Source organism: Arcticibacter sp., assembly GCF_045629565.1.
In the GTDB taxonomy this organism is placed as follows: Bacteria; Bacteroidota; Bacteroidia; order Sphingobacteriales; family Sphingobacteriaceae; genus Arcticibacter.
On sequence record NZ_JAZQRL010000029.1, the window covers coordinates 1 to 24,538 of the forward strand.

A 24,538-nucleotide genomic window follows, 5' to 3' on the forward strand; every position below is an offset into this window, starting at 1 on the left:
CCACCAGCAAGCCGGGAAAATGGAACTACTTGAATGGAACGTCCGGATCGATGATTAACGCGGGAACCTACAAGTACAGAGTTATCGCTATTGATGCCGAGGGACTCAGTGTCTCAGCACTCGATGTGCAATAGTTCGTCAACCTAAATTAAAACAAGAAGGGGTTGTATCATAAATCATGATACAACCCCTTCTTGTTTTGGAGCGGATTGGGCAAAAGCATCATTAAGGTAGCTGGTGGGTACCCAGGGGGCAGCTAGGGGGCTGCTGGTGGGTGCAACCGCACTGTAGCCACGGTCATCCCACGTTGTAGCCACCTTTTCTGGTAAAAACGTGGCTACAACGTGGCTGCAGTGCGGCTGCAATGTGGCTATACCCACTGGCTGGCTACCAGCTGGTGGGAGGCTGACCAGGAACCGGTAGCCCGCAAATGCGGCAAAAACCCGTATGTGCCCGTATGGAACTAATCTGCGTATGGGATCGGCATGGCGAACCAGGAGCTTCACCTCCGAAGCGGGTAAATGAGCCGGCGGAACCACTTCTTGATAATATCCTATAATACTCAGAAAAAATGGTATAGTAAAGGCAACGCGCTGGGGACTAGATTTGTGACATTGAAAGGGGTTTCCTCTGATTATTCCAAACGAACTTAACCCAGTCAAATAATATTAGTTATTTGGCTTTTGATATGAAGAACCTACCATTATTTGATTTAGCTGTTATAGCAATTTATCTTCTGGGAATGATTCTGGTTGGCTTTTATTTTTCGAGGAAAAATAAAAGTTCCGATCATTTCACCAAGGCTTCCGGTACGATTCCCGGATGGGCTATTGGGATGTCAATCTATGCTACCTTTCTGAGTAGTAATACCTTCCTGGGTGTTCCGGGGAAAGCCTTTGGCGACAACTGGAATGCTTTCGTATTCAGTCTTTCCATGCCGCTCGCAGCCTGGGTGGCTTCGAAGTATTTTGTTCCGTTTTACCGGAATACGGGCGAAATTTCCGCTTATACCAATTTGGAAAAGCGATTCGGTGCCTGGGCAAGAACTTATGCGGTGGTTTGCTTTCTGCTTACTCAGCTCGCCAGGATGGGATCGATCTTTTTCGGTATCGCACTTAGTCTGCAGGCACTGACCGGCTATTCCATGTCCATGATTATGATCGTGATGGGGATATGTATTATCATCTACACCGTGTTGGGAGGTATCGAGGCCGTTATCTGGACAGAAGTTGTTCAGGGCGTGATCAAAACGCTTGGTGCCGTACTGATACTTTATCTGGTTGTTGATGGTATGCCTGGCGGAGTATCTTCTATTGTGGAAATTGGTAAAGCCAACGACAAATTCAGTCTCGGGAGTTGGGACTTCAACTTTGTGGAGTCGTCCTTTTGGGTGGTGCTGTTATATGGATTTTTTATCAACCTGAACAATTTTGGTATGGACCAGAACTACGTTCAGCGTTACCATACAGCACCTAACTCTAAGGAGGCTTCTAAATCATTGTGGCTCTGCGTGTTTCTTTATGTTCCTGCCTCTCTGTTATTTTTCATTATAGGCTCTGCATTATTTGCTTACTACAGTGTCAATCCGGAGTTCACCGAGGTAATTAAGCAGCAGGTCGCTTTAGAAAGGCTTCCTATCGGTTCGTCAGCTGCTCAGATAAAAGAGATGGCGGCGACACTTCAGCCGGCAGATTATGGCGATAAGGTAATGCCGCATTTCATGGTGACAAAGATCCCTGCAGGATTGGTGGGATTGATCGTATCCGCAATTTTATCAGCGGCCATGTCTACCATCAGTTCAGGGATGAATGCCTCTGCGACCGTTTTCTCGGTTGATATATACAAACGTTATTTCAAACAGAATATCAATGAGAAGCAGACGATGTTCGTGCTCCATACTTCGACTGTTGTATTCGGTTTACTGGGTATGGCGGCAGGAATAGCCATGATAGGAGTGAAGAGTATACTTGACGTTTGGTGGCAGTTGTCGGGGATCTTTGCTGCTGGCATGCTGGGATTATTTCTCCTGGGCCTCATTAGCAAGCAGAGTAAAAACCATGAAGCGATCATCGCAACGATTATCGGCATTCTGGTCATTATCTGGATGACGTTCTCACCGTTGCTCCCTGTTGAATACGAATATTTACGCAATACACTTCATTATAATATGATCATTGTGGTAGGTACCCTCACTATCTTCTTAGTGGGTGTGCTGCTGACAAGGTTCAGACGACGCTCAATAGTATAAAAGATTAATTGAATATATGGACAACTCAAAGAAGGGCTTCATCCCGGTGATGCTCACTCCATTTAAAGATAATGGAGATATTGATTATAATACATTAACCAGATTGACAGAGGTTTATCTGGAGTCGGGGGCAGCTGGTCTGTTCGCCAACTGCTTATCGAGCGAAATGTTTGAACTTTCAGACGTTGAGCGTATAGATGCCATTAAGCACATTATTAAAACCGTGAATGGTGCGGTACCGGTGATAGCGACTGGTACATTCGGTGGAGCTATCGACAAGCAGGCAGATTTTGTGAAGCGGGTAAATGATACCGGTACGGAAGCGGTTATTGTGATCACCAGTTTGCTGGCTGAGGAGTCAGATTCTGACGAGTATTTTAACTCGCGGGTTTTTGATCTGATTGATCAGACTCCAGGAGTGCCTTTGGGCTTCTACGAGTGTCCCGTGCCATATAAGCGCCTGCTTTCAGCGGAACAGTTAAAGGGCTTTGTTGATACCAAGAGGGTTATCTATCATAAAGACACCTGTTTGGATATTGAACAGGTAAGGGCGAAATTGAAGGCTACGGAAGGCGCTAAGTTTGGTTTGTATGATGCCTATATGGTACACGCGGTTGAGTCGCTTAAGGCGGGTTCCTCTGGCTTGTCATGCATCCAGGGCAATTATTTTCCTGAACTGATTGTATGGTTGTGTGATAACTATAACAATGAAGCAATGGCCGGCGAAGTGGAAAAGGTGCAGCAGTTCTTGAACGCTAACATGGATGTTATGCACAATGTGTACCCGATCGTTTCGAAATATTTCCTCCAGAAGAGAGGTCTTAATATTTCCACGTTCACGAGGCGGAAAGTTGGGGAGTTTACCAGTTCAATCACCAAGGAGATTGAAACGTTGTTTAAGGATTATAACTACTTGCAGCAGGAATTAGAACTGGACATTCATATATAGCAGAACGAGGGGTTGAGTGCGGAGGCACTATTTTGGATGTTACGCTTTTACATTCAGCCCCTCAATTTGATCTATATTTTTTGAAGATATTGCCGTTTATAGTCCAGCGGTGTTAGTCCGGTTACCTTCTTAAAATGCCTGTAAAAGTTGGATACGTTATTGAACCCACAGTCAAAGCAAATTACCTCAGTAGGTAGTTTGTCTTCAATAAGCGCACGGCAGGCATGGCTTATTCGAATCTCAATCAGAAAGTCGTAATACGTTTTCTTAGTCATCAACTTAAAATACCTGCAGAATGAGGTCACGCTCAGGTTGCTGATTTCTGAAATTTCTTCCAGGCTGATTTCCTTCTTATAATGAGTCAGGGTATAATTATATACCTTATTCAGACGAATCGTATCGGATTCGGTGGACTTGTTTACCGTGTGCTGACCGGTAACGATGGTTTTATATTCTTCGGTCTCGGCAAGAATTTTTAAAATGGAGAGCAGGATGATGATCTTATCAAGGCCGGAGGCATCAATAGCTGAAAACATCAGTTCGGAGAGCTTTTCTTTCGCCTTGCCATTGATGATCATCCCTTGCTTGGCTTTTTCAAGCAGTTTGGGGATGAGATAAGCTTCGGGAAGATGGAGAATGTCTTTCCCTAAACAGTCGGGAAGGAAGTGAATGACGATAGCTTCCACTTCGAGTGTGGAGTTTGCAGCAAAGTATTCGTCTTTACATCGAAAGGTGTGAGGCAGGTTCTCGCCAAGCAGGGCGAGCTCACCCGAAGAAAAGTTACTGATATTATCTCCGATAAATCTTACACCTTCGCCCCTTACAGTAAGATGTAATTCCAGTTCAGGATGATAATGCCAGATGGTGTCAAACCTCGGTTTTACATCGTGTCTTATACTGAAAGAGCTCTGTAGTTTGGTGGGAACTTTGTGAAATAGCGGCTTCATTTCTCTTTGTTTATCTCGTTGCTGACCTACGGCAAGTATACATTAATTTTTCTATCTAGGATGCTAATATCCTATAAAAACTGGATAACAAGCTGCAACAATACTATTACAGCCTGGTGCATATTTGTAGGACCCGGCAGCAGTTAAACGACTTCAAATAAAGTTAAGTCTGCCGGAAAATGGGCCGTTTTGAGTTTGCTAACAGACTCATTTTATTATTGATAAATTCATAAAGAACCTATAAAAATTATACAATGTTGAAAGGAAATAAGGAAGTTTTATTAGTTGCAAGTGGGGACTTGCGTATCGCTGCAAATCAAAATTGCTGGGCTACTCAGAACGAAATGGAACAGCTCTTGGCCAGGGCGATTGAAAAGCTTGGATGGACGGTAAAACGCGCTCATCAATATAACGAAGTAAAAAAACACGGTTTCATTGATTCTCAGAAGATGGGAATGGACGTCTTTCGGAATCTTGATCCTGAACAGCCTATCATTGTAGCGGAGAGCGTTTGGCAATACAGCCATCATGTGCTTTCAGGGTTGACCACACATAAAGGACCCATACTTACAGTAGCTAACTGGAGCGGACAATGGCCGGGTCTGGTAGGTATGTTGAACCTGAACGGTTCATTAAGTAAGGCTGGTGTAGCATACAGTTCACTTTGGAGTGAAACGTTCGAAGACGCCTTTTTTACAAGCTCGCTGAAAGAATGGTTTGAAACCGGAGCAATTAAACATGACCAAAGTCATGTGAAGGACTATAGCCTGGTAAAGATTCCTCAGGCTGAAGAGCAGGTCGGTAAGGACTTCGCTGATGCCTTTAAAAGCCGTAAAGGCATTATGGGCATTTTTGATGAAGGTTGCATGGGTATGTATAATGCTATCGTTCCGGATGATCTTTTGCACCGCACAGGATTCTTCAAGGAACGTCTCAGTCAGTCGGCCTTATTCGCGGCGATGAGAAAGGTTAGTGTGGACGAGGCCGAAGAAGCCTTGAACTGGCTGCTTGAGCAGGGGATGACTTTTGAATGGGGTGAAAATCCGGAAACCGAGCTGACCAGAGAGCAAACGCTGGAGCAGCTGAAGATGTATATCGCGTCGCTGCGGATCGCTGAAGAATTTGGTTGTGATACCATCGGTATCCAGTATCAGCAGGGCTTGAAAGATCTTACTGCAGCAAGTGATCTGACCGAAGGGCTTTTGAATAATAAACTGCGTCCACCGGTTCTATCCGAATCAGGAGAGGAGATTTACGCGGGCCATGCTCTTCCTCACTTCAATGAAGTGGACGAGTGTGCCGGTATAGACGGATATGTTACCTATCATTTATGGGAGCAGCTGGGATTGGACGGATCGAACACGCTTCATGACCTGCGCTGGGGTAAACAGCGGAACATGAATGGCGTTGACGAGTTTGTATGGTTGTTTATGATTTCCGGGGCAGCACCTGCCTCGCACTTTACTGATGGGTATAAAGGAGCATCAAGTATTCGTCAGCCATCGATGTTTTTCCCGTTTGGCGGTGGAACGCTGAGAGGAATCAGCAAACCGGGAAGTATCGTATGGAGCCGGGTATTTGTCATGGACAATAAGCTTCATTGCGACCTGGGTGTGGGTGAGGCCGTGTCGCTTCCTTTAGAAGAGACTCAGAAAATATGGTCAGAAACCAACCCGGAGTGGCCAGTTATGCATGCTGTTTTGAAAGGCGTAACGCGTGACCAGATGATGGCGCGTCATAAAGCGAACCATATTCAGGTAGCGTATGCTCCTGATGCAGAGAAGGCACAGGAAATCTGCCGTATAAAGGCCGCTGCGATGACGGGACTGGGTATTGAAGTTCATTTCTGTGGAGACGTTGATTTTAACGGTTCTCAAAAATAATGATCATGAGAAAATTTATATTGTTTGCTTTAGCGTTCTGTTGTTTTGTATCCGCCGGCGTTGCGCAGCAGGGTACAGAAGCGGAAAGAGCTGCTTATAGAAAGGTGATAACAGGAAGAGCTGATAAGATAGCTGTGAAGCTGGGCATTCAGGATACTGTAAAGAAAAATGTGGTCCGCGATATTATCGCGGACCAATATATTGCGCTGAACGATATCCATTCTTCAAGGGATGAGAAAATTAAGGCTTTAAAGGCTGACAAGAGCTTAGACAAGGATGTACGCGCGTCTAAAGTTAGCCTGATTGAGGCAGAAGCAGGCCCGAAATTGGCTCGCCTGCATAACGAATATATGATTAAGCTTGGCAAGCAGCTGAGCAAGGAGCAAATCGAAAAGGTAAAGGACGGAATGACCTATTCAGTTCTTCCGATTACGTACAAAGGATATCTGGAGATGTTACCTGACCTGAAAGAAAATCAGAAAGAGCAGATCCTTGCTTATCTGACAGAGGCCAGAGAATATGCGATGAACGCGGGCTCTTCTGAAAAGAAGCATGCCTGGTTTGGAAAGTTTAAAGGAAAGATTAATAATTATCTATCAGCTGAAGGAGTGGAGACCAAGAAGGCCAGGGAAGATTGGGAAAAAAAGTTGAAGGAAAGGCAACAAACTAATTAATCTTACGTACAAGAAGGCTGAATGGTAATATGGTATATATTCATGAGAAAATACTACAGGATATCCTTTCGGCTACTTAATACATTTGTGCAATAACTAACCCCCGAATTTTCTTAAAATCAATTAACATGTGCGGTCTGTGCCTCGCTTGTGTATATTTTTTGTGTACTTAAATTATTTAATTATGAAATAGAACTCTACATCCGATAATAACAAGTTTGTACTTGATTATCAATTACTCCCAATTATTGAATTGAATAACTAACATTAATCTAAATATTTTATGGACTTACTTTTACAATCAAGCCTTCAGCGGACTAAGGTTCCGGCGATGATCTTGATCTGTCTGTTTGTATTACAAAATACTTCTTTTGCTACAAATGCGGCGCGTATGATTGCGACTGAACAATCGCTGAATGCGCGTATTAATGTAACCGGGACAGTGAAAGACTCCAAGGGCGAGGTGCTTCCAGGAGTGACAGTTAAAATCAAAGGTACCAATAGTGGCACCAGCACAGATATCAACGGCGTTTTCAGACTAAACCTGCCTAAGGGAAATGAAACGCTTGTTTTTACCTATATCGGTTTTCAAACCAAAGAAGTTGTAGCGTCAGGCACCAATATGGATATTCAGCTTATTGAATCAGCCAATGACCTGCAGGAAGTGGTTGTAGTTGGATACGGTATTCAAAAGAGAGAGCACTTAACCGGCGCTGTAGAATCGATCAAGGTTGACGAGGTGGCAGACCTGCCTGTTGGTAATTTAGGAGCTGCTTTATCAGGAAGAATTCTTGGTTTAGGAGTTAGCGGAGGTACATCCAGACCGGGATCAACGGCATCTCTTACCATAAGGAACCCGGTTACGCTTGCAAAAGACGGTGGGAATCTTGAACCATTATATGTTATTGATGACATTATACAAATCGGAGCAGACGGTAGGAATAGCAACGCTTTGTTTAACAATCTTGACCCCACTGAAATCGAGAGTATCTCCGTTTTGAAGGATGGTTCGGCTGCTGTCTATGGATCGAGAGCCGCCAACGGAGTTATTTTGGTGAGAACCAAAAGGGGCAAAAACGGGGACCCGAAATTCAGCTACAGCGGTTCTTATGCCATCAACGACGAATCATATAGAACAAAGATGATGAGTGCGTATGAGTTTGGCCAATATTTCAACATCATGAATGGTCCGAACGGTTCGAATGCTCCAAAAAACACAACCTACAGAGACCGGGTATTTAGTCAGGACGAGCTTGATCATTTCAGAAATATTAACTACGATTGGCTGGATGAGGCTTGGTCTGCGGCATCAAACATGCGCCACACACTAAATGTCAGTGGGGGTACTGAAAAGGCAACTTATTTCGCCGGGATGACCTACTTTACACAGGATGGTAACTTAAGCAGCCTTGACTACGACCGTTGGAACTTCCGGGCTGGAACAGATGTTAAGATAGGAAAAAATATCAAGTCTGGAATTCAGGTTTCTGGTAACTATTCCAATCTAACCAAGACCTTCAATAAGATCGGCGGAGAAAACGATGATAATGATTATGTTAACTTATTAAGAGCGCCCCGTTATATTCCTATGTATGTAGATGGGTATCCGGTCAAATTGCCTTCTTCAAATGATGCATTTTCACGCTATCACTTTTTCGAAATAGAAAAGCTTGGAAATCTTGCAGAAACGAAGGACAGGACGATGACTGTAAATTTATTTGCCGAGTACGATGTTCCTTTTGTTCAGGGTTTGAAAGCAAGAGCATCTTACGGGCGCAATATAGGGTCTAATAATGGCTCACAAGTTGGAACTCTGTTAAGATTATATGAATTTAACAGAACTGGAGATCACCAGCATATATATGATCAAGGGGCAACCGTAAATTCCTACAGGGATTGGGAAAACGGAAATCGTCTATATTATTCAAATAGTAATTCCAATTCATACCAGCTTAACCTGACAGCCAGCTATGCCAGAGATTTTGGCAAACACAGTGTTGGCGGATTGTTCTCTATTGAAAAAGCTGAGGCGGAATCTGATCAGGAGGACGTTTGGAAAGGATCTCCATCCTTGACAACAAATGGTCAGTTTGGAAGTGCGTTTGGTGCTATTGACGGAAGAACTTCAGCTCTTGAATCAGGCTCTTTATCATATGTAGGTAGAGTAAATTATGCATATGATGATAAATACCTTGCTGAGTTTTTGTTCAGAAGTGATGCATCTACGAAGTTTGCTCCGGAAAATTATTGGGGTAAGTTCTTTTCTGCCTCTGCAGGATGGATTCTTTCAAAGGAGGATTTCTTCAATGTTGACGCTATCGACTTCTTAAAGTTGAGATACTCAATTGGTTTATTAGGGAAAGACGATACGAAAGCCTGGTTGTGGAGACAGCGTTATACCTATCAGAATGGTAAGGGAGCGGTATTCGGTTCGGATACGTCTCCATCGTCAACTGGTATGAAGATGGAAGCATCACCAAACAGGGATGCTACCTGGAGCGATGAATTAAAGAACAACTTCGGTATCGATGCGCGCTTTCTAAATGATAGATTGTCTGCAAACGTTGATGCATTCTACAACAAAGGCACTAATATGCTTATAGAGCGTACGGGAGTTGTGCCAATTACTATCGGAGGCTCGGTTGCATCTGAAAACTTCGCAGCGGTTGACTTATTCGGATACGAAATCGGACTTGGCTGGAGAGATAAGATTGGTAAAGACTTTAACTACGGTATCGATGCCCGTTTTAACTGGTACGATAACAAAGTACATAAAGGAAACTTCAACGATACAGATATTATGTATCCATGGAATCCTCAGCCGGGAAAATCAAGTGATAACGGAGTATGGGGATACGATTACCTGGGCATGTTCAAGACTCAGGCGGATATAGATGCGTATGTTACCGAAAATAACATCACGCAGGTGTTCGAAACGCCGGTATCACAATTGAGACCGGGAACGTTGTATTACAGAGACGTCAGAGGGCCACTGCAGGCTGACGGTACATTTGCGGCACCTGACGGGATCATTGATTTCCATGATCAGATCAAACTGAAAAACAGGAAAAATAATCACTATGGAATGGGTTTCACACTGAGGGCGAGCTATAAAGGCTTTAGTGCTGATGTGGTGATATCAGGTTCGTTTGGTGGTTGGTCTGAAATCGACGGAAGCGCGAGGAAGAAACTAAATAACGACATCACAAGAGGATATCAAAGTTTACCTGCGATCTGGGGCAATATCTATGATCCTGAAATTAACCCGGATGGTACTATGCCAAATCCTAACTTTGATAAGATCAGCTTAGATCCTCTATCTTCTTTCTGGGAAGTTAACAGCTTCAGAATGCGTATGAGAAACTTCAATGTAGGCTATAGTTTACCTAAGAAGTTTACGCAGGCGGTCAACGTTAACAATGCGCGCGTATTCGTAACGGGTACTAATCCGTTGAACTTCTACAATCCATTTGACTACAGAGATTCTGATACTGCATGGGATTCTTTTCCAAATTTGAGAACCTTCTCGTTTGGTGTAAATGTTTCTTTGTAAGCTGAGTCGATAAATGCATATTAATAAAATTATCATGAAAAGAAATATAAGGTTCATGAGCTTACTAATACCAGTTCTGGTACTAGTAGCTAGCTGTAAAGATGATTTCCTCGCGGAAAAACGTGATTTTGGTGGCGTGAATGAAGAGGTCTTTCAGGACGCACTCACGGCGAAAGCATATGTGGATTATATATATGGGTTGTTCCTCCCAGCGAACAACGCTACCTCAATGATTTCGACTAACTCGGCATCTGAAAACGGTCAGTATAATACTGTTTTTACACAAACGACTGAAGAGCTTGCGGGAGAGACTGATTATAACAAGGTATGGGCACAGATCTCCTATACGAACAATCATGCCAACAAGTACTTTGGCCAGCGTATGGGTACATCCATCAGCAACAATAGCTGGACACGTATAAAGCAAATTAATATCTTTCTTAGTGAGATAGATAAACATGGTTTACCTGAACAAACCCGGAACGAGCTGAAGGGACAAATGTACTTTTGGAGAGCTTGGCAATATTTCGAGCTGGTTAGGCTGTATGGTGGTGTTCCTCTTGTATTAGAGCCGCAAAATCCGATTTTATCAGAAGGTAGCAACAGTGAGGTACCTAGAAGTAAAACTTCGGAGTGTATTGAACAGATCTGCGCGGACCTGGATCTCGCTACTACCTTACTCCCGGGCAAATGGGGTAATGATGATTGGGGCCGGATTACCAGTGGAGCAGCGGCTGCATTAAAAGGACGGGTGCTGCTGACATGGGCAAGCCCTTTATTTAATCCAACAGAGGATGTAGCACGTTGGGAGAGGTCTTACCAGGCAAACGTAGCTGCAAAAAGCCTTCTGGAGGCCAATGGGTTCGGTCTGTTTAAAACCGGTGGAACTGCCAACGCAGCCGCATGGGAGAATATGTTCCTGGCTGAGGTTGGTAATCCGGAAGCGGTAATTGTTTACAATTTTAATACTGTTAACTCTGATCAGGTAATGAAGTTTAACGGCTGGGAGCAGGCAATACGGCCTAAGGAACTAAGCGGTGGCGGTTCTGTATCTCCGACTAAACAGATGGTGGATGCTTTTCCTATGAAAGATGGAAAACCCGCCGGAGAGTCTACGTACACCTATAGCCAAAATAAATTCTATAAGAACAGGGATCCGCGCTTTTATAAGACGTTTGCCTATAATGGTGCAATCTGGCCTTATAAAGATGATGCGAATTTTAAAGTTTGGACCTATACTTGGAAAAAGAAGGCAGCTGACGCTAATCCGACGGCTACAACTGAAACTCGTGGAGCTAATAGCAGTGGTATTTATCTTCGCAAAGCTTCAAACCCAGCAGCTACCAACGCCCTGGGAGATTTCAAGATTAGCGGAACCAACTTTATGGAGATGCGATTCGCAGAGGTTGTTTTAAACCTGGCAGAGAGTGCTATCGGAGCCGGAAAGCTTGCAGAAGGCCTGGAAGGTATAAAATCAATCAGGGAGCGAGCAGGAGTAGAGAATTTGGATGGGAACTTTGGTTTGTCTACTGCTGCTGGAGATAAAGATAAACTCTTTGCTGCCGTTCTTAACGAGAGAAAAATTGAGTTTGCGTATGAAGGTAAACGCTTCTTTGATCTTAGAAGATGGAAATTGTTTGAAGAAGGATCTCTAACTGCAGCTCGTTTGGGTGTCAAACCATTGAACGGAACTCGCAGAACGGGATTGTTTATTTCTGTAAAGACCGGTACCGGGGAGGATTATATAAATGATAAAGGGGTTGATCCTCTTATTAAACCTGCAGCCGGGAATGCACCGGTAATCGACCGAGCCGCTGCGGCAGCTAATTATCCGGCAGGAGTAACTACCTACGAAGGGTATGTTGATTATCTATATGAGAACTATTTTAAGGTTACTGAAAGGGATGATCTTGATAAAACTAATCCTGCAGACTGGAAGTTTAAGTGGTATCCTGAATACTATTTCTTCGGATTGAACCAGACTGTATTAAGTGGTAGTCCTTACCTGGAGCAAACTCAGGGATGGAACAGCTTAAATGGAATGGGAACTTTCGATCCCCTGAAGTAGTTAGATAGACTTATATTTTCTAAATGATATAAGGGATGCATTTCGCATCCCTTTTTTTATTTTATAGTGCACTTTGACTTTCAGGATAAGATGCTACATAAGATTGAGAAAATGCTATATAAAACTAAGCTGCCCTGCCTATACATTTGTAATGAGATATACTTTCTAACCAAAGGTATTGCTAAATTATTTTGTTGAAACCTGGATTTCGATTGGATCTCGTTATATGTTATTAAACACACCAGATAAAATCTTCGCTGAATGAACGATTTGAATCTTTGCCGCAAATATGTAGCTGCATGCTTTCTGGCTTGCATCGTCACAATTCCTTTATCATATGCCCAAAAAGGAAAGGTGAAGTCCCTTCCTCCTATCTCATACAAGGAGAATAAGCTGAATTACGTGCCTGATTCTCTTGGAAACCGTATTCCCGATTTTTCTTACGCCGGCTACAAGGCAGGAGCAAGTGGGATTCCGGATGCGAACATTAAGGTTGTTGTCCCGGTAAAAAACGGAGACGCCACTGACCGTATCCAGTCGGCTATTGACTATGTATCATCTTTGCAAGCTGATAAAAACGGGATCAGAGGAGCAGTGTTGCTTGAGAAGGGAACTTATGAAGTACATGGTTCATTAAAAATAAGCACGTCAGGTGTGGTACTTCGGGGAAGTGGAATGCAGGAAGATGGAACGGTTCTGCTGGGTGCAGGCAAGTCCCGCGAAACACTCGTTGTAATTGAGGGCCCTGCAGGTCGAAAGGAAGCAGTACCGGTCAAGCTCGCCGATATTTACCATCCTGTAAACACCACAGAAATTTCTTTGCCCGGTAAACATGATTTTAAGGCCGGACAAACGGTGACGGTGCGGAGACCATCAACTAAGAATTGGATCGATGTTATTGGTACGGAACATTTTGGCGGAGGGGAGACAACTTTGGGATGGAAACCTGGAGATAAGGATCTGGAGTGGGACAGGACTATCGAAGTTGTGAAAGGGAATAAGCTTATCCTCGACGCTCCCATTACTACAGCTCTCGATCCGCTGTTTGGGGGAGGTACCGTCTCTGCCTGCAAGTGGCCGGAACGGATTGCTGAAGCTGGTGTGGAGAATTTACTGATGCGCTCGACATATGATCAGGCAAACAAAAAGGATGAGGATCATCGCTGGATGGCAATAACAATGGATAATGTTATTGATGCCTGGGTGCGTCAGGTGAAGTTCGAGCATTTCGCCGGGTCGGCAGTTCAGCTACTGCCCGCAGCGAGACGTGTAACAGTGGAGGATTGTATATCACTTTCTCCGATTTCTGAGATTGGGGGGCAGCGCCGTTATACGTTTTACACCCTTGGACAGCAGACATTGTTCCAGAGGTGCTACGCAGAGGACGGATATCATGATTTTGCCGTAGGATATTGTGCCACAGGTCCTAACGTGTTTGTTCAATGTGAGTCATCACTGCCGCACAGTTTTAGCGGAGCCATCGACAGCTGGGCTTCGGGAGTTTTGTTTGATATAGTTAACGTGGACGGTCAGGCACTTAGTTATATTAACAGAAGTCAGGATGCGCAAGGCGCTGGCTGGACTGCCGCAAACAGTGTGTTCTGGCAATGTACCGCTGCACTTATCAACAACTTTGCGCCACCCACTGCAAATAACTGGGCCTTTGGTTCATGGGCTCAGTTTTCTGGCAATGGTTACTGGAATGCATCCAATGAGCATGTGAATCCACGCAGTTTGTATTATGCGCAGCTGACGGAACGAATAGGGACTGAAGTGGCTAAGCGTGCTTTTCTGATGGAGATTCCGACAGAAGCATCAAGCAGCCCCAAAGTTGAAGTAGCTGCGGAGCTTACAGCGGCTGCTAAAAAGCCTGCCCTATTGTTAAGGGACTGGATTGCAGAAGCAAGTACCAGAAATCCGATCACTTTAGCAGCGGGCAGCGTAAAATCTATTGATCAGATTGGTGTTAAAAAGCTTGAGAAGAAGAAGCAGGTTAAGCTGACGCATATTCAAAATGGATGGTTACTAAGGGGTGACGAAGTGATGACTGGTGCAAGGTATAATGTGCCATGGTGGAGAGGTACGTTACAACCGGATGATCTCAGGAAATCACAGCCTGCAGTAACCCGGTTTGTTCCGGGTAGAACCGGTTTAGGACTTACCGATGACCTGGGTGAAGTAACGGATAAGATGAAAGCAGCAAATGTCGTCGCTCTTGATCATAATTATGGTTTATGGTATGAGCGAAGAAGAGACGACCATGAGCGGATCCGCCGGATGGACGGTGAGGTTTGGGCTCCTTTCTACGAACAGCCATTCGCCAGGAGCGGTCAAGGTTTGGCATGGGACGGTCTTAGTAAATACGATCTTACGAAATATAATGCCTGGTATTGGGGGCGTCTGAAGCAATTTGCAGACCTTGCAGACGAAAAGGGACTAATTCTGATTCATCAGAATTACTTTCAGCATAATATCATTGAAGCGGGTGCACATTATTCAGATTCTCCGTGGAGAACGGCGAACAATATCAATAATTCTGGCTTTCCTGAACCTGTACCTTATGCAGGTGATAAGCGGATCTTTATGGCTGAGCAGTTTTATGATGTTTCTCATCCGGAAAGAAGAGCCCTTCACATTGCTTATATCCGTCAGTGTCTTGATAATTTCAAGGAAAATAACGGCGTTATTCAGCTGATCAGTGCGGAGTATACCGGCCCGCTTCATTTTGTGGAGTTCTGGCTGGACGTGATAAAGGAATGGGAAGCCGAAAAAGGTAAAAAGGTCGTTATTGGGCTGAGCACTACTAAAGATGTTCAGGATGCCATACTGGCTGATGCTGCGAGATCTTCTGTTGTTAATCTTGTTGATATACGGTACTGGCATTATCAGGCTGATGGAAGTGAGTATGCCCCTAAGGGAGGCCAGAACCTGGCACCCAGACAGCATGCCAGACTAATGAAGCCAAAGAAGACATCCTTTGAGCAGGTTTACCGTGCGGTAAGCGAATATAAGAAGAAGCATCCGGCTAAAGCGGTGATGTACTCGGGTGATAACTATGATAGTTTTGGCTGGGCTGCTTTCATGGCTGGCGGATCGTTGCCTCAGTTGCCCGCCTCTGTTAATACGGGGCTGCTGAGTGCCGCTTCGCAGATGACTCCGGCTGCAAATTCCGGTGAAGGAAAGTACCTACTGGAGGGGAAGGACGGGATGATCGTGTATTCGGTTGGCGGAAGTTCGCTGCAGCTTGATCTGCGGGCTTTCAAAGGGTCATGCAAGTTGACCTGGATTAATCCGAAAGACGGTCAGGTTCAGAAGAAATCAAATATAGTTAAAGCAGGGGGAGTCCTGCAGGTGGATAAGCCTTCATCCGGGGAATCGGTATTATGGGTAAGTCATATTTAATTACACACTTAAATTGTTAATAATGCGTCGTATTTTTTATTTATCGCTTGTAGCTTTGTCAGTCTTAGTGGCATGTAATGCTGAAAAGGAAGTCTTACAAAAAACCGGGCCGCTGAAGGTTTCTGAAAACGGGAGGTATATTGTAAAGGAAAATGGTGATCCTTTCTTTTGGCTCGGAGATACTGGTTGGTTATTATTTGGGAAGCTTAGTCGCGAAGAAGCCGATAAATATTTGGAAAACAGAAAGGAGAAAGGGTTCAATGTTATTCAGGTGATGATGCTGCACACGCTGGCGGCCGAGAACTTCTACGGTGATTCAGCATTGGTAAACAAGGATGCATCTAAACCTCTGGTAACTGAAGGTAATGATCCCGCTGACTCCCTGCAATACGATTACTGGGATCATATGGATTATATCATAGACAAAGCCAATGAAAAAGGCTTGTATATGGCACTCGTTCCGATTTGGGGAACAAACGTGAAGGACGGCAATGTCAGCGTGCAACAAGCGGAATCTTATACTAAATTTATTACGGACAGATACAAAAATCGTCCAAATATTATTTGGTTGAACGGTGGAGATATTAAAGGCAGTGATTCTATCTCTGTTTGGCAGGCTATGGGGAAAGGCTTACGTGCGAACGACCCTAACCACCTGATTACTTTCCATCCTAGAGGACGTACGTCATCAACGGAATGGTTCCATAACGAGGATTGGTTGGATTTCAATATGTACCAGTCAGGACACCGCCGCTACGATCAGGATACGAGCTCAAACGAAAAGAACCATTTCGGCGAAGATAACTGGAAGCATTCTGAATACGATTATTCTTTAACTCCGGCTAAACCTACCATTGATGGCGAGCCATCTTATGAAGGTATTCCACAGGGGTTACACGATACGCTTCAGCCACGCTGGACAGATAGCGACGTTCGCCGTTACGCTTACTGGTCGGTATTCTCAGGTGCTTTCGGCTATACCTACGGTCAGAATTCAGTTATGCAGATGCATAATGCGAAAGATAAGGGAAGTGCTTATGGTTCTCATCAGTATTGGGACGAAGCGATGAATGAACCAGGAGCAGGACAAATGGTTTATATTAAGGATCTGATGCTGTCACGTCCGTTCCTTGAGCGTGTACCAGACCAGTCGCTTGTTGCAGAAAATGGAGAAAAGTACGATTATCTGGTGGCTACCCGGGGAACTGACTATGCGTTTATTTACACGTATACAGGCCGCAATATTAAAGTGAACATGGGCAAGATCGGCGGCGATAAGGTTAAAGCCAGCTGGTTTAATCCAAGAGATGGAAAAACTACAGAAATTGGTGAGTTCCCGAATACTGGTACCCATGAATTTGACCCTCCTGCAGAGGTGAAGGCAGGGAATGATTGGGTTCTTATTTTAGATAAAGCATAGCTATGAAGACCCGTTTATTGATAGCACTTATCTCAGCTGCTCTTTTTACATCTTCATGTTCTAAAAAGGCATACATCTTTACATCATTCAACGAGCCCGCAGATGCGGGCTTGAGGATGCTCTATAGCGAGGATGGGTATAAATGGAAGGATTTCAACAGAATTTTTCTAAAACCTGAAATTGGGGATAAGATCATGCGTGATCCATCTATGGTTCAGGGGCCGGACGGCACATTTCACCTGGTGTGGACGACAGGCTGGAAAGGAACGAAGGGTTTCGGATATTCGAGCTCGAAAGACCTGATCAACTGGTCGCCTCAACGATCTATAGAGGTGATGAAACACGAGCCTACAACGGTGAACGTATGGGCACCTGAGATTTTTTACGATGATGTGGATGAGCAGTTCATCATCATCTGGGCTTCTACCATTCCCCATCGTTTTCCGAAGGGTGTAGAGGCCGAAAGTAACAATCACAGGATGTACTCTGTCACTACAAAGGATTTTCAGACATTTAGCGAAACAAAGCTGTTCCTGGATCCTGGGTTCAGTGTTATTGATGCTGTGATCGCTAAAATGGAGAAAGGGAAGTATGCATTGGTACTGAAGGATAATACCCGCCCAAACCGGTTTATGAGAATAGCCTATTCTGACAAGGCCATGGGGCCATACACGGGTGTTACAGAACCGGTAACAGGTATTTTAACAGAAGGGCCGAGTGTAGTAAAGGTCAAAGACCAGTGGCTCATGTATTTTGATGCTTACGGTGAAAAGACATACAGTGCGTTGGGTACTCAGGACTTTAAAAAGTTTGAAGATGTAACCAGCCGGCTTTCTATTCCGGAAGGACATAAGCATGGAACCATCGTTCCTGTGTCGCAGCGTCTTATCAAAAAGATGCTGAAAAATCCGGCTCAGTGAGAAGATTGAAGAAGAAGATAAACTATGATATTAAGTAAATATAAATCCGGCCTGGCAGCGTTCATGTTCGTTGCCGGCACCGGAATATTCAATACATTGCAGGCTCAGGATGTTGTACATTATACCGGTACGACGCTATCTAATATAGATTATCACCACGGACAGTTAAGTCCTGCGATTGGAGTTCACAACATCCAGATCATGCGGGCAAACAGGGAACAACCCAGCCAGGAAAACAGTTACGGGTGGACGTACAATCATGCGACCAACATGGCTTACTGGAACAATACTTTCTTTTTGCATTATCTGAGTGATCCGGTAGGGGAGCATATTCCTCCCAGCCAGACGCTGTTGATGACTTCAAAAGATGGATATAACTGGACAAAGCCAGACATTATATTTCCTCCTTATAAGGTGCCTGACGGGTATCGCAAAAGCGGAGTTGAAGGAGTGGCCAAGGATTTGTATGCGATCATGCATCAGCGTATGGGTTTCTTCGTATCTAAAAAGGATCGTTTGCTCGCTCTTGCCTACTACGGTATAGCGATGCACGCTAAGGATGATCCGAATGATGGTAAGGGAATTGGCCGTGTCGTGAGGGAAATATACAAAGACGGAACATATGGTCCTATCTATTTTATCCGCCATAACTCCACTTGGGATCAAAAGAAATCTGAGTATCCTATGTTCACGAAGAGCAAGGATAAGGGCTTCGTGGAGGCTTGCCGCCAGTTGCTGGCAGATCCTCTGATGATGCAGCAATGGGTGGAAGAAGCAGATCGTGACGATAAGCTGGTACCTCTGAAAAAGCAATACAAAGCACTTAGTTACTACCATCTGCCGGACGGACGGGTGGCTGGCCTTTGGAAGCATGCCGTGACGGCGATCAGCAGTGATGGCGGAAAAACATGGCCGGAGAATGCAGGCAGGGCTCCCGGTTTTGTAAACAGTAATGCGAAGATCTGGGGGCAAAGGACATCTGACGGAAAGTACGCAACGGTTTATAACCCTTCGGAGTATCGTTGGCCATTGGCTCTTTCGGTTAGTGATGACGGGTTGAACTACAAGAATCTTTTGTTGGTGAACGGCGAAATATCGCCGATGCGCTATGGTGGAAATTATAAGTCATACGGTCCGCAATACATACGGGGTATCCTGGAAAATAATGGTACGCCGCCTGACAACAACATGTGGTTGTCGTACAGTATGAACAAGGAAGATATCTGGGTGGCAAAGGTGCCGGTGCCCGTTGTTGATAAGGCGGCTCAGCATGCGAACGACAATTTTAATTCCTTGCCTGCAAATGACGAGCTGAAGTTATGGAACGTTTACAGTCCGCTGTGGGCACCTGTGAAGGTGGAAAAAGCAGCCGGTGGGATGAAGTCCCTTACGCTGAAAGATAAAGACAGGTACGATTATGCGAAAGCAGAGCGTATAATACCGGCGACGAAAAAGCTGGTTGCTGAGTTTGACGTGACTGCTGCGCAGAATGATTTCGGTGTGCTGGATGTGGAGTTTCAGGACAGCAAAGGTACTCCGTTTGCACGTCTGACCCTTGACTCTGCTGGTAACCTGAATTTCAAAGCGGGAGCTCGTTACAAAGGAATTATGAAATATGAAGCGGGCAAAAAGTATACGATCAAAGCTACACTGGACACTGAGACCAGGATGTGCACGATCAATGTGAACGGTGAAAAGAGCTGGAACGGCATTGCCTTTTCTCCTGTAGCGGCGATAGAACGCGTGGTTTATCGTACAGGAAACGTGCGCCGCTTCCCACATATCGATACACCCGCAGATCAGACGTATGACCTTCCGAACGCGGGCTCACCGGATCGTGAAGCGAAGTACACGATAGGACAACTGAAAACGTCGGCACTATGATGAAGAGGCTTCTCGTTTTGGCAATATGTTTGACCGCTTTCAGTCATTTGCGTGCTGAAGTGGTCTTGCCCAGAATTCTGGGGCACAACATGGTGCTTCAGCGGGATCAGCCAGTAAGCATTTGGGGAAAGGCATCAGTGGGTGAACAGGTCCAGGTGTCTTTTGCGGGACAGAGAAGATCCGCCCAGACAGATGCGAATGGTAACTGGATGGTTGTTCTTGAGCCTTTAAAGGCCTCGGGCACGGGGAGGGACCTGTCTGTAACGGGGACCAACACGATTATTTTAAAGAATATTCTGGTAGGGGAGGTATGGCTGAGTTCGGGACAATCGAACATGGAATACACCATGAGAAAAAACAGCAAGGTAGCGAGGCCTTTTAACGGGCGTAATCCCGTGGATGAGTTGCAGTATGCTGACAATGATAGCATCCGGATATTTCTGGTAAACAGAAAGGAACTTATTAAGCCTGACCCTACGCACCGCGGATGGAGTGTTGCCCGTGATTCGGCGCTGCGCTCGTTTTCTGCTGCCGCCTACTTCTTTGCGAAGGAATTGGGCCAGAAGTTGGGCGTGCCTGTAGGAATGATTTCCTCAGCTGTTCCTGGAAGCAGAATAGAGCCATGGATACCGGCAGTGCTTATGCCTGATGGTGATGGAGAGCCTGGCAAGTTTTACCAGCCTATGATCGAACCTTTGCAGCCTTTCGCAATCAAGGGTTTCTTATGGTATCAGGGTGAGAGTAATTGTTTTCTGAACGAAAGGGCTCAGTATACCGACAAAATGAAAATGCTCATTAACAGCTGGAGAACGGCATGGGGAAGAACCGACTTACCGTTCTACTATGCACAGCTTGCGCCTTTCTATTATTCAAAAAGTGATGGGAAGATCAAGCTGGAGGTTCAGTCGCTGCCCGAATTCAGAGAAGCTCAGGAGCAGGCGCTTCAGGTATCGAACACAGGCATGATTATTACCACGGACCTGGCGAGTGACATTAACGATATTCATCCTCCCATGAAGTGGGAAATAGGAAGGAGGCTTGCGCTTATGGCGTTGACTGACACTTATGGTGTCGACGTTGTAGGAAATGGCCCGGTGTTCATCGGAATGGATATCCGGGATGGTAAGGCCGAACTTCACTTTAACTATACCGGTTCGGGAATTTACAGCAAGGACGGACAGCCTCTAAGGTGCTTCAGCATCGCTGGAAAGGATGGCAAGTTCGTGCCTGCGGCGGCTGTTATCAGAAATAATAAAGTCGTGGTTTCATCACCTGCTGTAAAAGTGCCGGCTAATGTTCGCTTTGCCTGGAACGAAGCAGATCAGCCTAATTTATATAACCGGGAGGGATTGCCTGCAGCCCCTTTCCGAACTGACCGGCCAGCCGGACTAATAAACAATGAACTTTTATATACCAATAATTAGCATGAAAGTACTTCATATACACTTCATTTTTTTCTTTTTTCTTTTCTCCCTCGGTGTTAGCGCACAAACTACGCAGAAGCAAATGCTCTCCGGTACAGGTAATGACGATACTGTAAACTGGGACTTCTACGTTACCGGCGGAATGAAAGCGGGTAAATGGTCTACCATTCCTGTGCCATCAAACTGGGAACTTCAGGGCTTTGGAAAGTATGATTACGGGTTTTCAAAAGATAGCCTGAGAGGAAAAGAAGAGGGCTTTTACAAGCGCACTTTCAAAGTCTCGAATGACTGGAAAAATAAAAAGATTGACATCGTGTTTGAAGGATCCATGACAGATACAGAGGTGAAAGTGAACGGCAAACTGGCCGGGCCGATTCACCAGGGTGCTTTTTATGTTTTCAGATACGATATTACGAAACTGGTGAAGTTTGGATCAGATAATTTGCTGGAGGTGAAAGTGTCCGAGAACTCAGCTAATAAGTCGGTGAATGCGGCTGAGCGCGAAGCTGATTTCTGGCTTTTTGGCGGAATATTCCGTCCGGTTTATCTGGAAGCCCTTCCAAAGAACCATATTGAAAGAGTGTCTATTGATGCCAAGGCCGACGGATCTTTCCGCGCCAATGTGATTGCTGCGGGATCTGCCACAGAAGTAGGTATCAAGTTATTTCATGCGGATGGCAAACCATTTGGTTCAGAGATCCGGTCTAACCTGAATAAGAAATCAGGCTCTGTGTTAATGAGCGGTGCTTTTCAATCGCCAAAGCTCTGGTCAGCTGAGTTTCCTAACTTATACAACGCCGAGTTTACTCTTTATCAAAACAAACAAGCAGTACATAAAGTAAGTAAGAAATTTGGTTTCCGTACCGTAGAGGTGAAACCTCGTGACGGTATGTATATCAACGGTGCGAAGATTAAGTTCAAGGGCGTGAACCGCCACTCTTTCTGGCCGACGTCAGGACGTACCACAAGTAAAAGCTTAAGTATTAAAGATGTGCTTCTGATGAAAGAGATGAATATGAACGCTGTTCGTATGTCTCACTATCCGCCAGACGGGCACTTTCTTGATGTTTGCGATTCTTTGGGCTTATACGTAATGGACGAGCTGGCAGGATGGCACGGGCATTATGATACTCCTACAGGTACGAAATTGCTGAAAGAAATGATTGTTCATGATGAAAATCATCCATCGATCGTTTTCTGGGCAAATGGTAATGAAGGCGGGCATAATCTGGAGCTGGATACTATTTTCAGACAGCTCGACCTTCAAAAAAGGCCGATCATTCATCCGTGGCAGTTGTTCGATGGCTTTGAAACACAGCATTATCGTGAGTATGATTACGGAATCGGAAATTATATGCACGGCCGTGAGATTGTGATGCCGACAGAGTTTCTTCATGGAATGTATGATGGCGGACATGGCGCTGGATTAGAGGATTACTGGAAGGCCATGTGGGACAGTCCGTTATCTGCAGGCGGTTTTCTTTGGGATTTCGCTGACCAGGGAGTTGTACGTACCGATAAGAATAATATCATCGATACCGATGGAAACCATGCAGCCGATGGAATTGTAGGTCCGCATCATGAAAAGGAAGGAAGCTTCTATGCGATCAAGGAGATTTGGAGCCCGGTTTATATTGAGCGCAGGGAAATTGCAGAGGGATTTGATGGTGTATTCAATGTGGAAAACCGTTATTCTTTTGCTAACCTTAATCAGATAGGTTTTTCATGGAAGTTAGCGAAGCTTAAGCAGATAAATGGTGCTGCAGGTGATTCTATAAAAGGACAAATCCAGAGTCCCAACCTGAAGCCACTGGAGAAAGGTGCGCTTAAGGTGGAGCTTCCTTCAGACTGGAAGTCCTACGATGTATTGTACATTACCGCCATTGGTACAGATAAAAGAGAGGTGTTTACCTGGAGTTATCCGATCGTTCGTCCGGCTCATGTGGCCGCGAAGATTGTCAGGAAGGACGCTGCTAATGCTGTCAGGGTGAGTGAAACGGATTCGTTATTCCAGGTGACAGTTAACGACCTTAAAGTTTCTTTCAGTAAACGAACAGGAATTTTACGTGAAGTGAAAAATGATAAGGGGGTTATTCCGTTTAATAATGGACCGATCCTGCAGGAGGGTGTGAACAACTTCGCTGGATTCAGCTACAAAATGGAAGGAAAGAACCTGGTAATCGAATCGAAGTTTGACAGAAAAGCCAGTTATAATACGCTTCAGTGGACTGTTTATCCATCCGGTTGGGTGAAGATGAAAGTGAACTATTTCCCTGGACAGTATTTTACTTCAGTTGTAGGCTTAAACTTCTCTTATCCTGAGAGCAATACAAAAGGCGTTGAGTATATGGGTTCTGGACCATACCGGGTGTGGAAAAACCGGATGAAAGGTAATCAGATTGGCGTGTGGGATAAAGAATATAATAATTCAGCAACAGGAGAGCCTCCATTCCAGTATCCGGAATTTAAGGGCTACCATGCCAATATGTACTGGATGAATTTCCATGGCAAAGACCAGTCTTTCACGGTGGTAACCGAAAACGAAGATCTTTATTTCCGATTGTTTACACCAAAGGTTTCTAATGACCCTTACAAGAACTTCGTCCCGGTTTTTCCTTCAGGTGATATATCGTTCATGCAGGGTATTTCGGGAATAGGAACCAAGACCCAGAAGACAGAAACAACAGGGCCTATGGGAATGAAGAATATTTTCTACGATTACGAAAAAGATCCGTCTCGTGCGAAAGAGATTACGTTGTACTTTAACTTCTCAGGAAAATAGAATGAAATTGAAAACCATTAAAAGTCTCACCCTAAAGGTGGGACTTAGCTTTATCTTGATGCTGATCTGTTTGCCCGGCTGGGCGGCGGGGATTCAGCTCCAGAATCTCCGCTGCGAGATGCTTACAGATCCTTTGGGAATTGACGTGGTTAACCCACGGCTCAGCTGGGAGATCACATCTCCGACGAGGGGATTAAAGCAAAGTGCCTACCGGATCCTGGTGGCTTCGAAGCCTGAAATGCTGGAAGCGGGAAAAGCTGATCTTTGGGATTCTGATAAGAAGAATTCAGACGAATCACAGCATGTTGTATACAGCGGTAAGAAGCTGAAAAGTAAGGATAGGGCATACTGGAAGGTTATCGTTTGGACGAATGATGGCAGTAC

General features: G+C 44.9%; 14 protein-coding genes and 1 pseudogene. 13 read left to right on the forward strand and 2 right to left on the reverse strand.

Features of this window, described 5'->3' with window-relative positions; all coding sequences use genetic code 11:
• Positions 1-176: 176 nt before the first annotated feature.
• Entirely contained in the window at positions 177-506 is a 330-nt protein-coding gene (locus ACKI5J_RS03865; RefSeq protein WP_407426696.1) for a hypothetical protein, read from the reverse strand.
• Positions 507-688: 182 nt separating this feature from the next.
• Between ACKI5J_RS03865 and ACKI5J_RS03870 the strand changes: the two genes are divergently transcribed.
• Both ACKI5J_RS03870 and ACKI5J_RS03875 read left to right on the forward strand, forming a co-directional pair.
• The gene (locus ACKI5J_RS03870; RefSeq protein WP_407426698.1) at positions 689-2,248 is read left to right on the forward strand and encodes a sodium:solute symporter; all 1,560 of its coding nucleotides are present in this window, start codon (positions 689-691) and stop codon (positions 2,246-2,248) included.
• Between the two features lie 16 nt (positions 2,249-2,264).
• Positions 2,265-3,197 (forward strand): dihydrodipicolinate synthase family protein, encoded by a 933-nt coding sequence (locus ACKI5J_RS03875; protein ID WP_407426700.1) that lies wholly within the window; start codon positions 2,265-2,267, stop codon positions 3,195-3,197.
• Between the two features lie 71 nt (positions 3,198-3,268).
• On the opposite strand, the gene ACKI5J_RS03880 is transcribed toward ACKI5J_RS03875, so the two are convergent.
• Positions 3,269-4,144 carry an AraC family transcriptional regulator gene (locus tag ACKI5J_RS03880; RefSeq protein ID WP_407426702.1) on the reverse strand — a complete coding sequence of 292 codons (876 nt, stop codon included), beginning with the start codon at positions 4,142-4,144 and terminating at the stop codon, positions 3,269-3,271.
• A 254-nt stretch (positions 4,145-4,398) separates the two neighbouring features.
• Between ACKI5J_RS03880 and ACKI5J_RS03885 the strand changes: the two genes are divergently transcribed.
• The 11 genes and pseudogenes from ACKI5J_RS03885 to ACKI5J_RS03935 form a co-directional block, all read left to right on the forward strand.
• Positions 4,399-6,027 carry a fucose isomerase gene (locus ACKI5J_RS03885; protein WP_407426704.1) on the forward strand — a complete coding sequence of 543 codons (1,629 nt, stop codon included), beginning with the start codon at positions 4,399-4,401 and terminating at the stop codon, positions 6,025-6,027.
• A gap of 5 nt (positions 6,028-6,032) precedes the next feature.
• Positions 6,033-6,701 (forward strand): DUF3826 domain-containing protein, encoded by a 669-nt coding sequence (locus ACKI5J_RS03890; RefSeq protein ID WP_407426706.1) that lies wholly within the window; start codon positions 6,033-6,035, stop codon positions 6,699-6,701.
• Positions 6,702-6,984: 283 nt separating this feature from the next.
• On the forward strand, positions 6,985-10,254 hold the full coding sequence (locus ACKI5J_RS03895; protein ID WP_407426708.1) for a SusC/RagA family TonB-linked outer membrane protein: 3,270 nt from the start codon (positions 6,985-6,987) through the stop codon (positions 10,252-10,254).
• A gap of 34 nt (positions 10,255-10,288) precedes the next feature.
• The gene (locus tag ACKI5J_RS03900) at positions 10,289-12,322 is read left to right on the forward strand and encodes a RagB/SusD family nutrient uptake outer membrane protein (protein WP_407426710.1); all 2,034 of its coding nucleotides are present in this window, start codon (positions 10,289-10,291) and stop codon (positions 12,320-12,322) included.
• Between the two features lie 261 nt (positions 12,323-12,583).
• Positions 12,584-15,724, forward strand: coding sequence for a DUF6298 domain-containing protein (locus tag ACKI5J_RS03905; RefSeq protein WP_407426712.1), 3,141 nt, complete (start codon positions 12,584-12,586; stop codon positions 15,722-15,724).
• 22 nt (positions 15,725-15,746) lie between these two features.
• Complete coding sequence (locus ACKI5J_RS03910; RefSeq protein ID WP_407426714.1) at positions 15,747-17,144, forward strand: glycoside hydrolase family 140 protein; 1,398 nt, start codon at positions 15,747-15,749, stop codon at positions 17,142-17,144.
• Between the two features lie 2 nt (positions 17,145-17,146).
• The gene (locus ACKI5J_RS03915; RefSeq protein WP_407426716.1) at positions 17,147-18,064 is read left to right on the forward strand and encodes a glycoside hydrolase family 43 protein; all 918 of its coding nucleotides are present in this window, start codon (positions 17,147-17,149) and stop codon (positions 18,062-18,064) included.
• Between the two features lie 24 nt (positions 18,065-18,088).
• Positions 18,089-19,948, forward strand: a complete 1,860-nt coding sequence (locus tag ACKI5J_RS03920) for an exo-alpha-sialidase (protein ID WP_407426718.1) — start codon at positions 18,089-18,091, stop codon at positions 19,946-19,948.
• A complete protein-coding gene (locus tag ACKI5J_RS03925; RefSeq protein ID WP_407426720.1) occupies positions 19,945-21,372 on the forward strand; it encodes a sialate O-acetylesterase in 1,428 nt (475 codons plus the stop codon). The genes ACKI5J_RS03920 and ACKI5J_RS03925 overlap by 4 nt, the downstream gene beginning before the upstream one ends.
• Before the next feature lies 1 nt (position 21,373).
• A complete protein-coding gene (locus ACKI5J_RS03930; protein WP_407426722.1) occupies positions 21,374-24,154 on the forward strand; it encodes a glycoside hydrolase family 2 TIM barrel-domain containing protein in 2,781 nt (926 codons plus the stop codon).
• Between the two features lie 7 nt (positions 24,155-24,161).
• Positions 24,162-24,538 (forward strand): annotated as a pseudogene (locus ACKI5J_RS03935) (alpha-rhamnosidase); the annotation flags it as partial.

What these genes read in the sequence shown, in the direction of transcription:
- ACKI5J_RS03870 (WP_407426698.1), top strand. Translation starts at nt 689, where the DNA reads ATGAAGAACCTACCATTATTTGATTTAGCTGTTATAGCAATTTATCTT.
- ACKI5J_RS03875 (WP_407426700.1), top strand. Translation starts at nt 2,265, where the DNA reads ATGGACAACTCAAAGAAGGGCTTCATCCCGGTGATGCTCACTCCATTT.
- ACKI5J_RS03880 (WP_407426702.1), bottom strand. Translation starts at nt 4,144, where the DNA reads ATGAAGCCGCTATTTCACAAAGTTCCCACCAAACTACAGAGCTCTTTC.
- ACKI5J_RS03885 (WP_407426704.1), top strand. Translation starts at nt 4,399, where the DNA reads ATGTTGAAAGGAAATAAGGAAGTTTTATTAGTTGCAAGTGGGGACTTG.
- ACKI5J_RS03890 (WP_407426706.1), top strand. Translation starts at nt 6,033, where the DNA reads ATGAGAAAATTTATATTGTTTGCTTTAGCGTTCTGTTGTTTTGTATCC.
- ACKI5J_RS03895 (WP_407426708.1), top strand. Translation starts at nt 6,985, where the DNA reads ATGGACTTACTTTTACAATCAAGCCTTCAGCGGACTAAGGTTCCGGCG.
- ACKI5J_RS03900 (WP_407426710.1), top strand. Translation starts at nt 10,289, where the DNA reads ATGAAAAGAAATATAAGGTTCATGAGCTTACTAATACCAGTTCTGGTA.
- ACKI5J_RS03905 (WP_407426712.1), top strand. Translation starts at nt 12,584, where the DNA reads ATGAACGATTTGAATCTTTGCCGCAAATATGTAGCTGCATGCTTTCTG.
- ACKI5J_RS03910 (WP_407426714.1), top strand. Translation starts at nt 15,747, where the DNA reads ATGCGTCGTATTTTTTATTTATCGCTTGTAGCTTTGTCAGTCTTAGTG.
- ACKI5J_RS03915 (WP_407426716.1), top strand. Translation starts at nt 17,147, where the DNA reads ATGAAGACCCGTTTATTGATAGCACTTATCTCAGCTGCTCTTTTTACA.
- ACKI5J_RS03920 (WP_407426718.1), top strand. Translation starts at nt 18,089, where the DNA reads ATGATATTAAGTAAATATAAATCCGGCCTGGCAGCGTTCATGTTCGTT.
- ACKI5J_RS03925 (WP_407426720.1), top strand. Translation starts at nt 19,945, where the DNA reads ATGATGAAGAGGCTTCTCGTTTTGGCAATATGTTTGACCGCTTTCAGT.
- ACKI5J_RS03930 (WP_407426722.1), top strand. Translation starts at nt 21,374, where the DNA reads ATGAAAGTACTTCATATACACTTCATTTTTTTCTTTTTTCTTTTCTCC.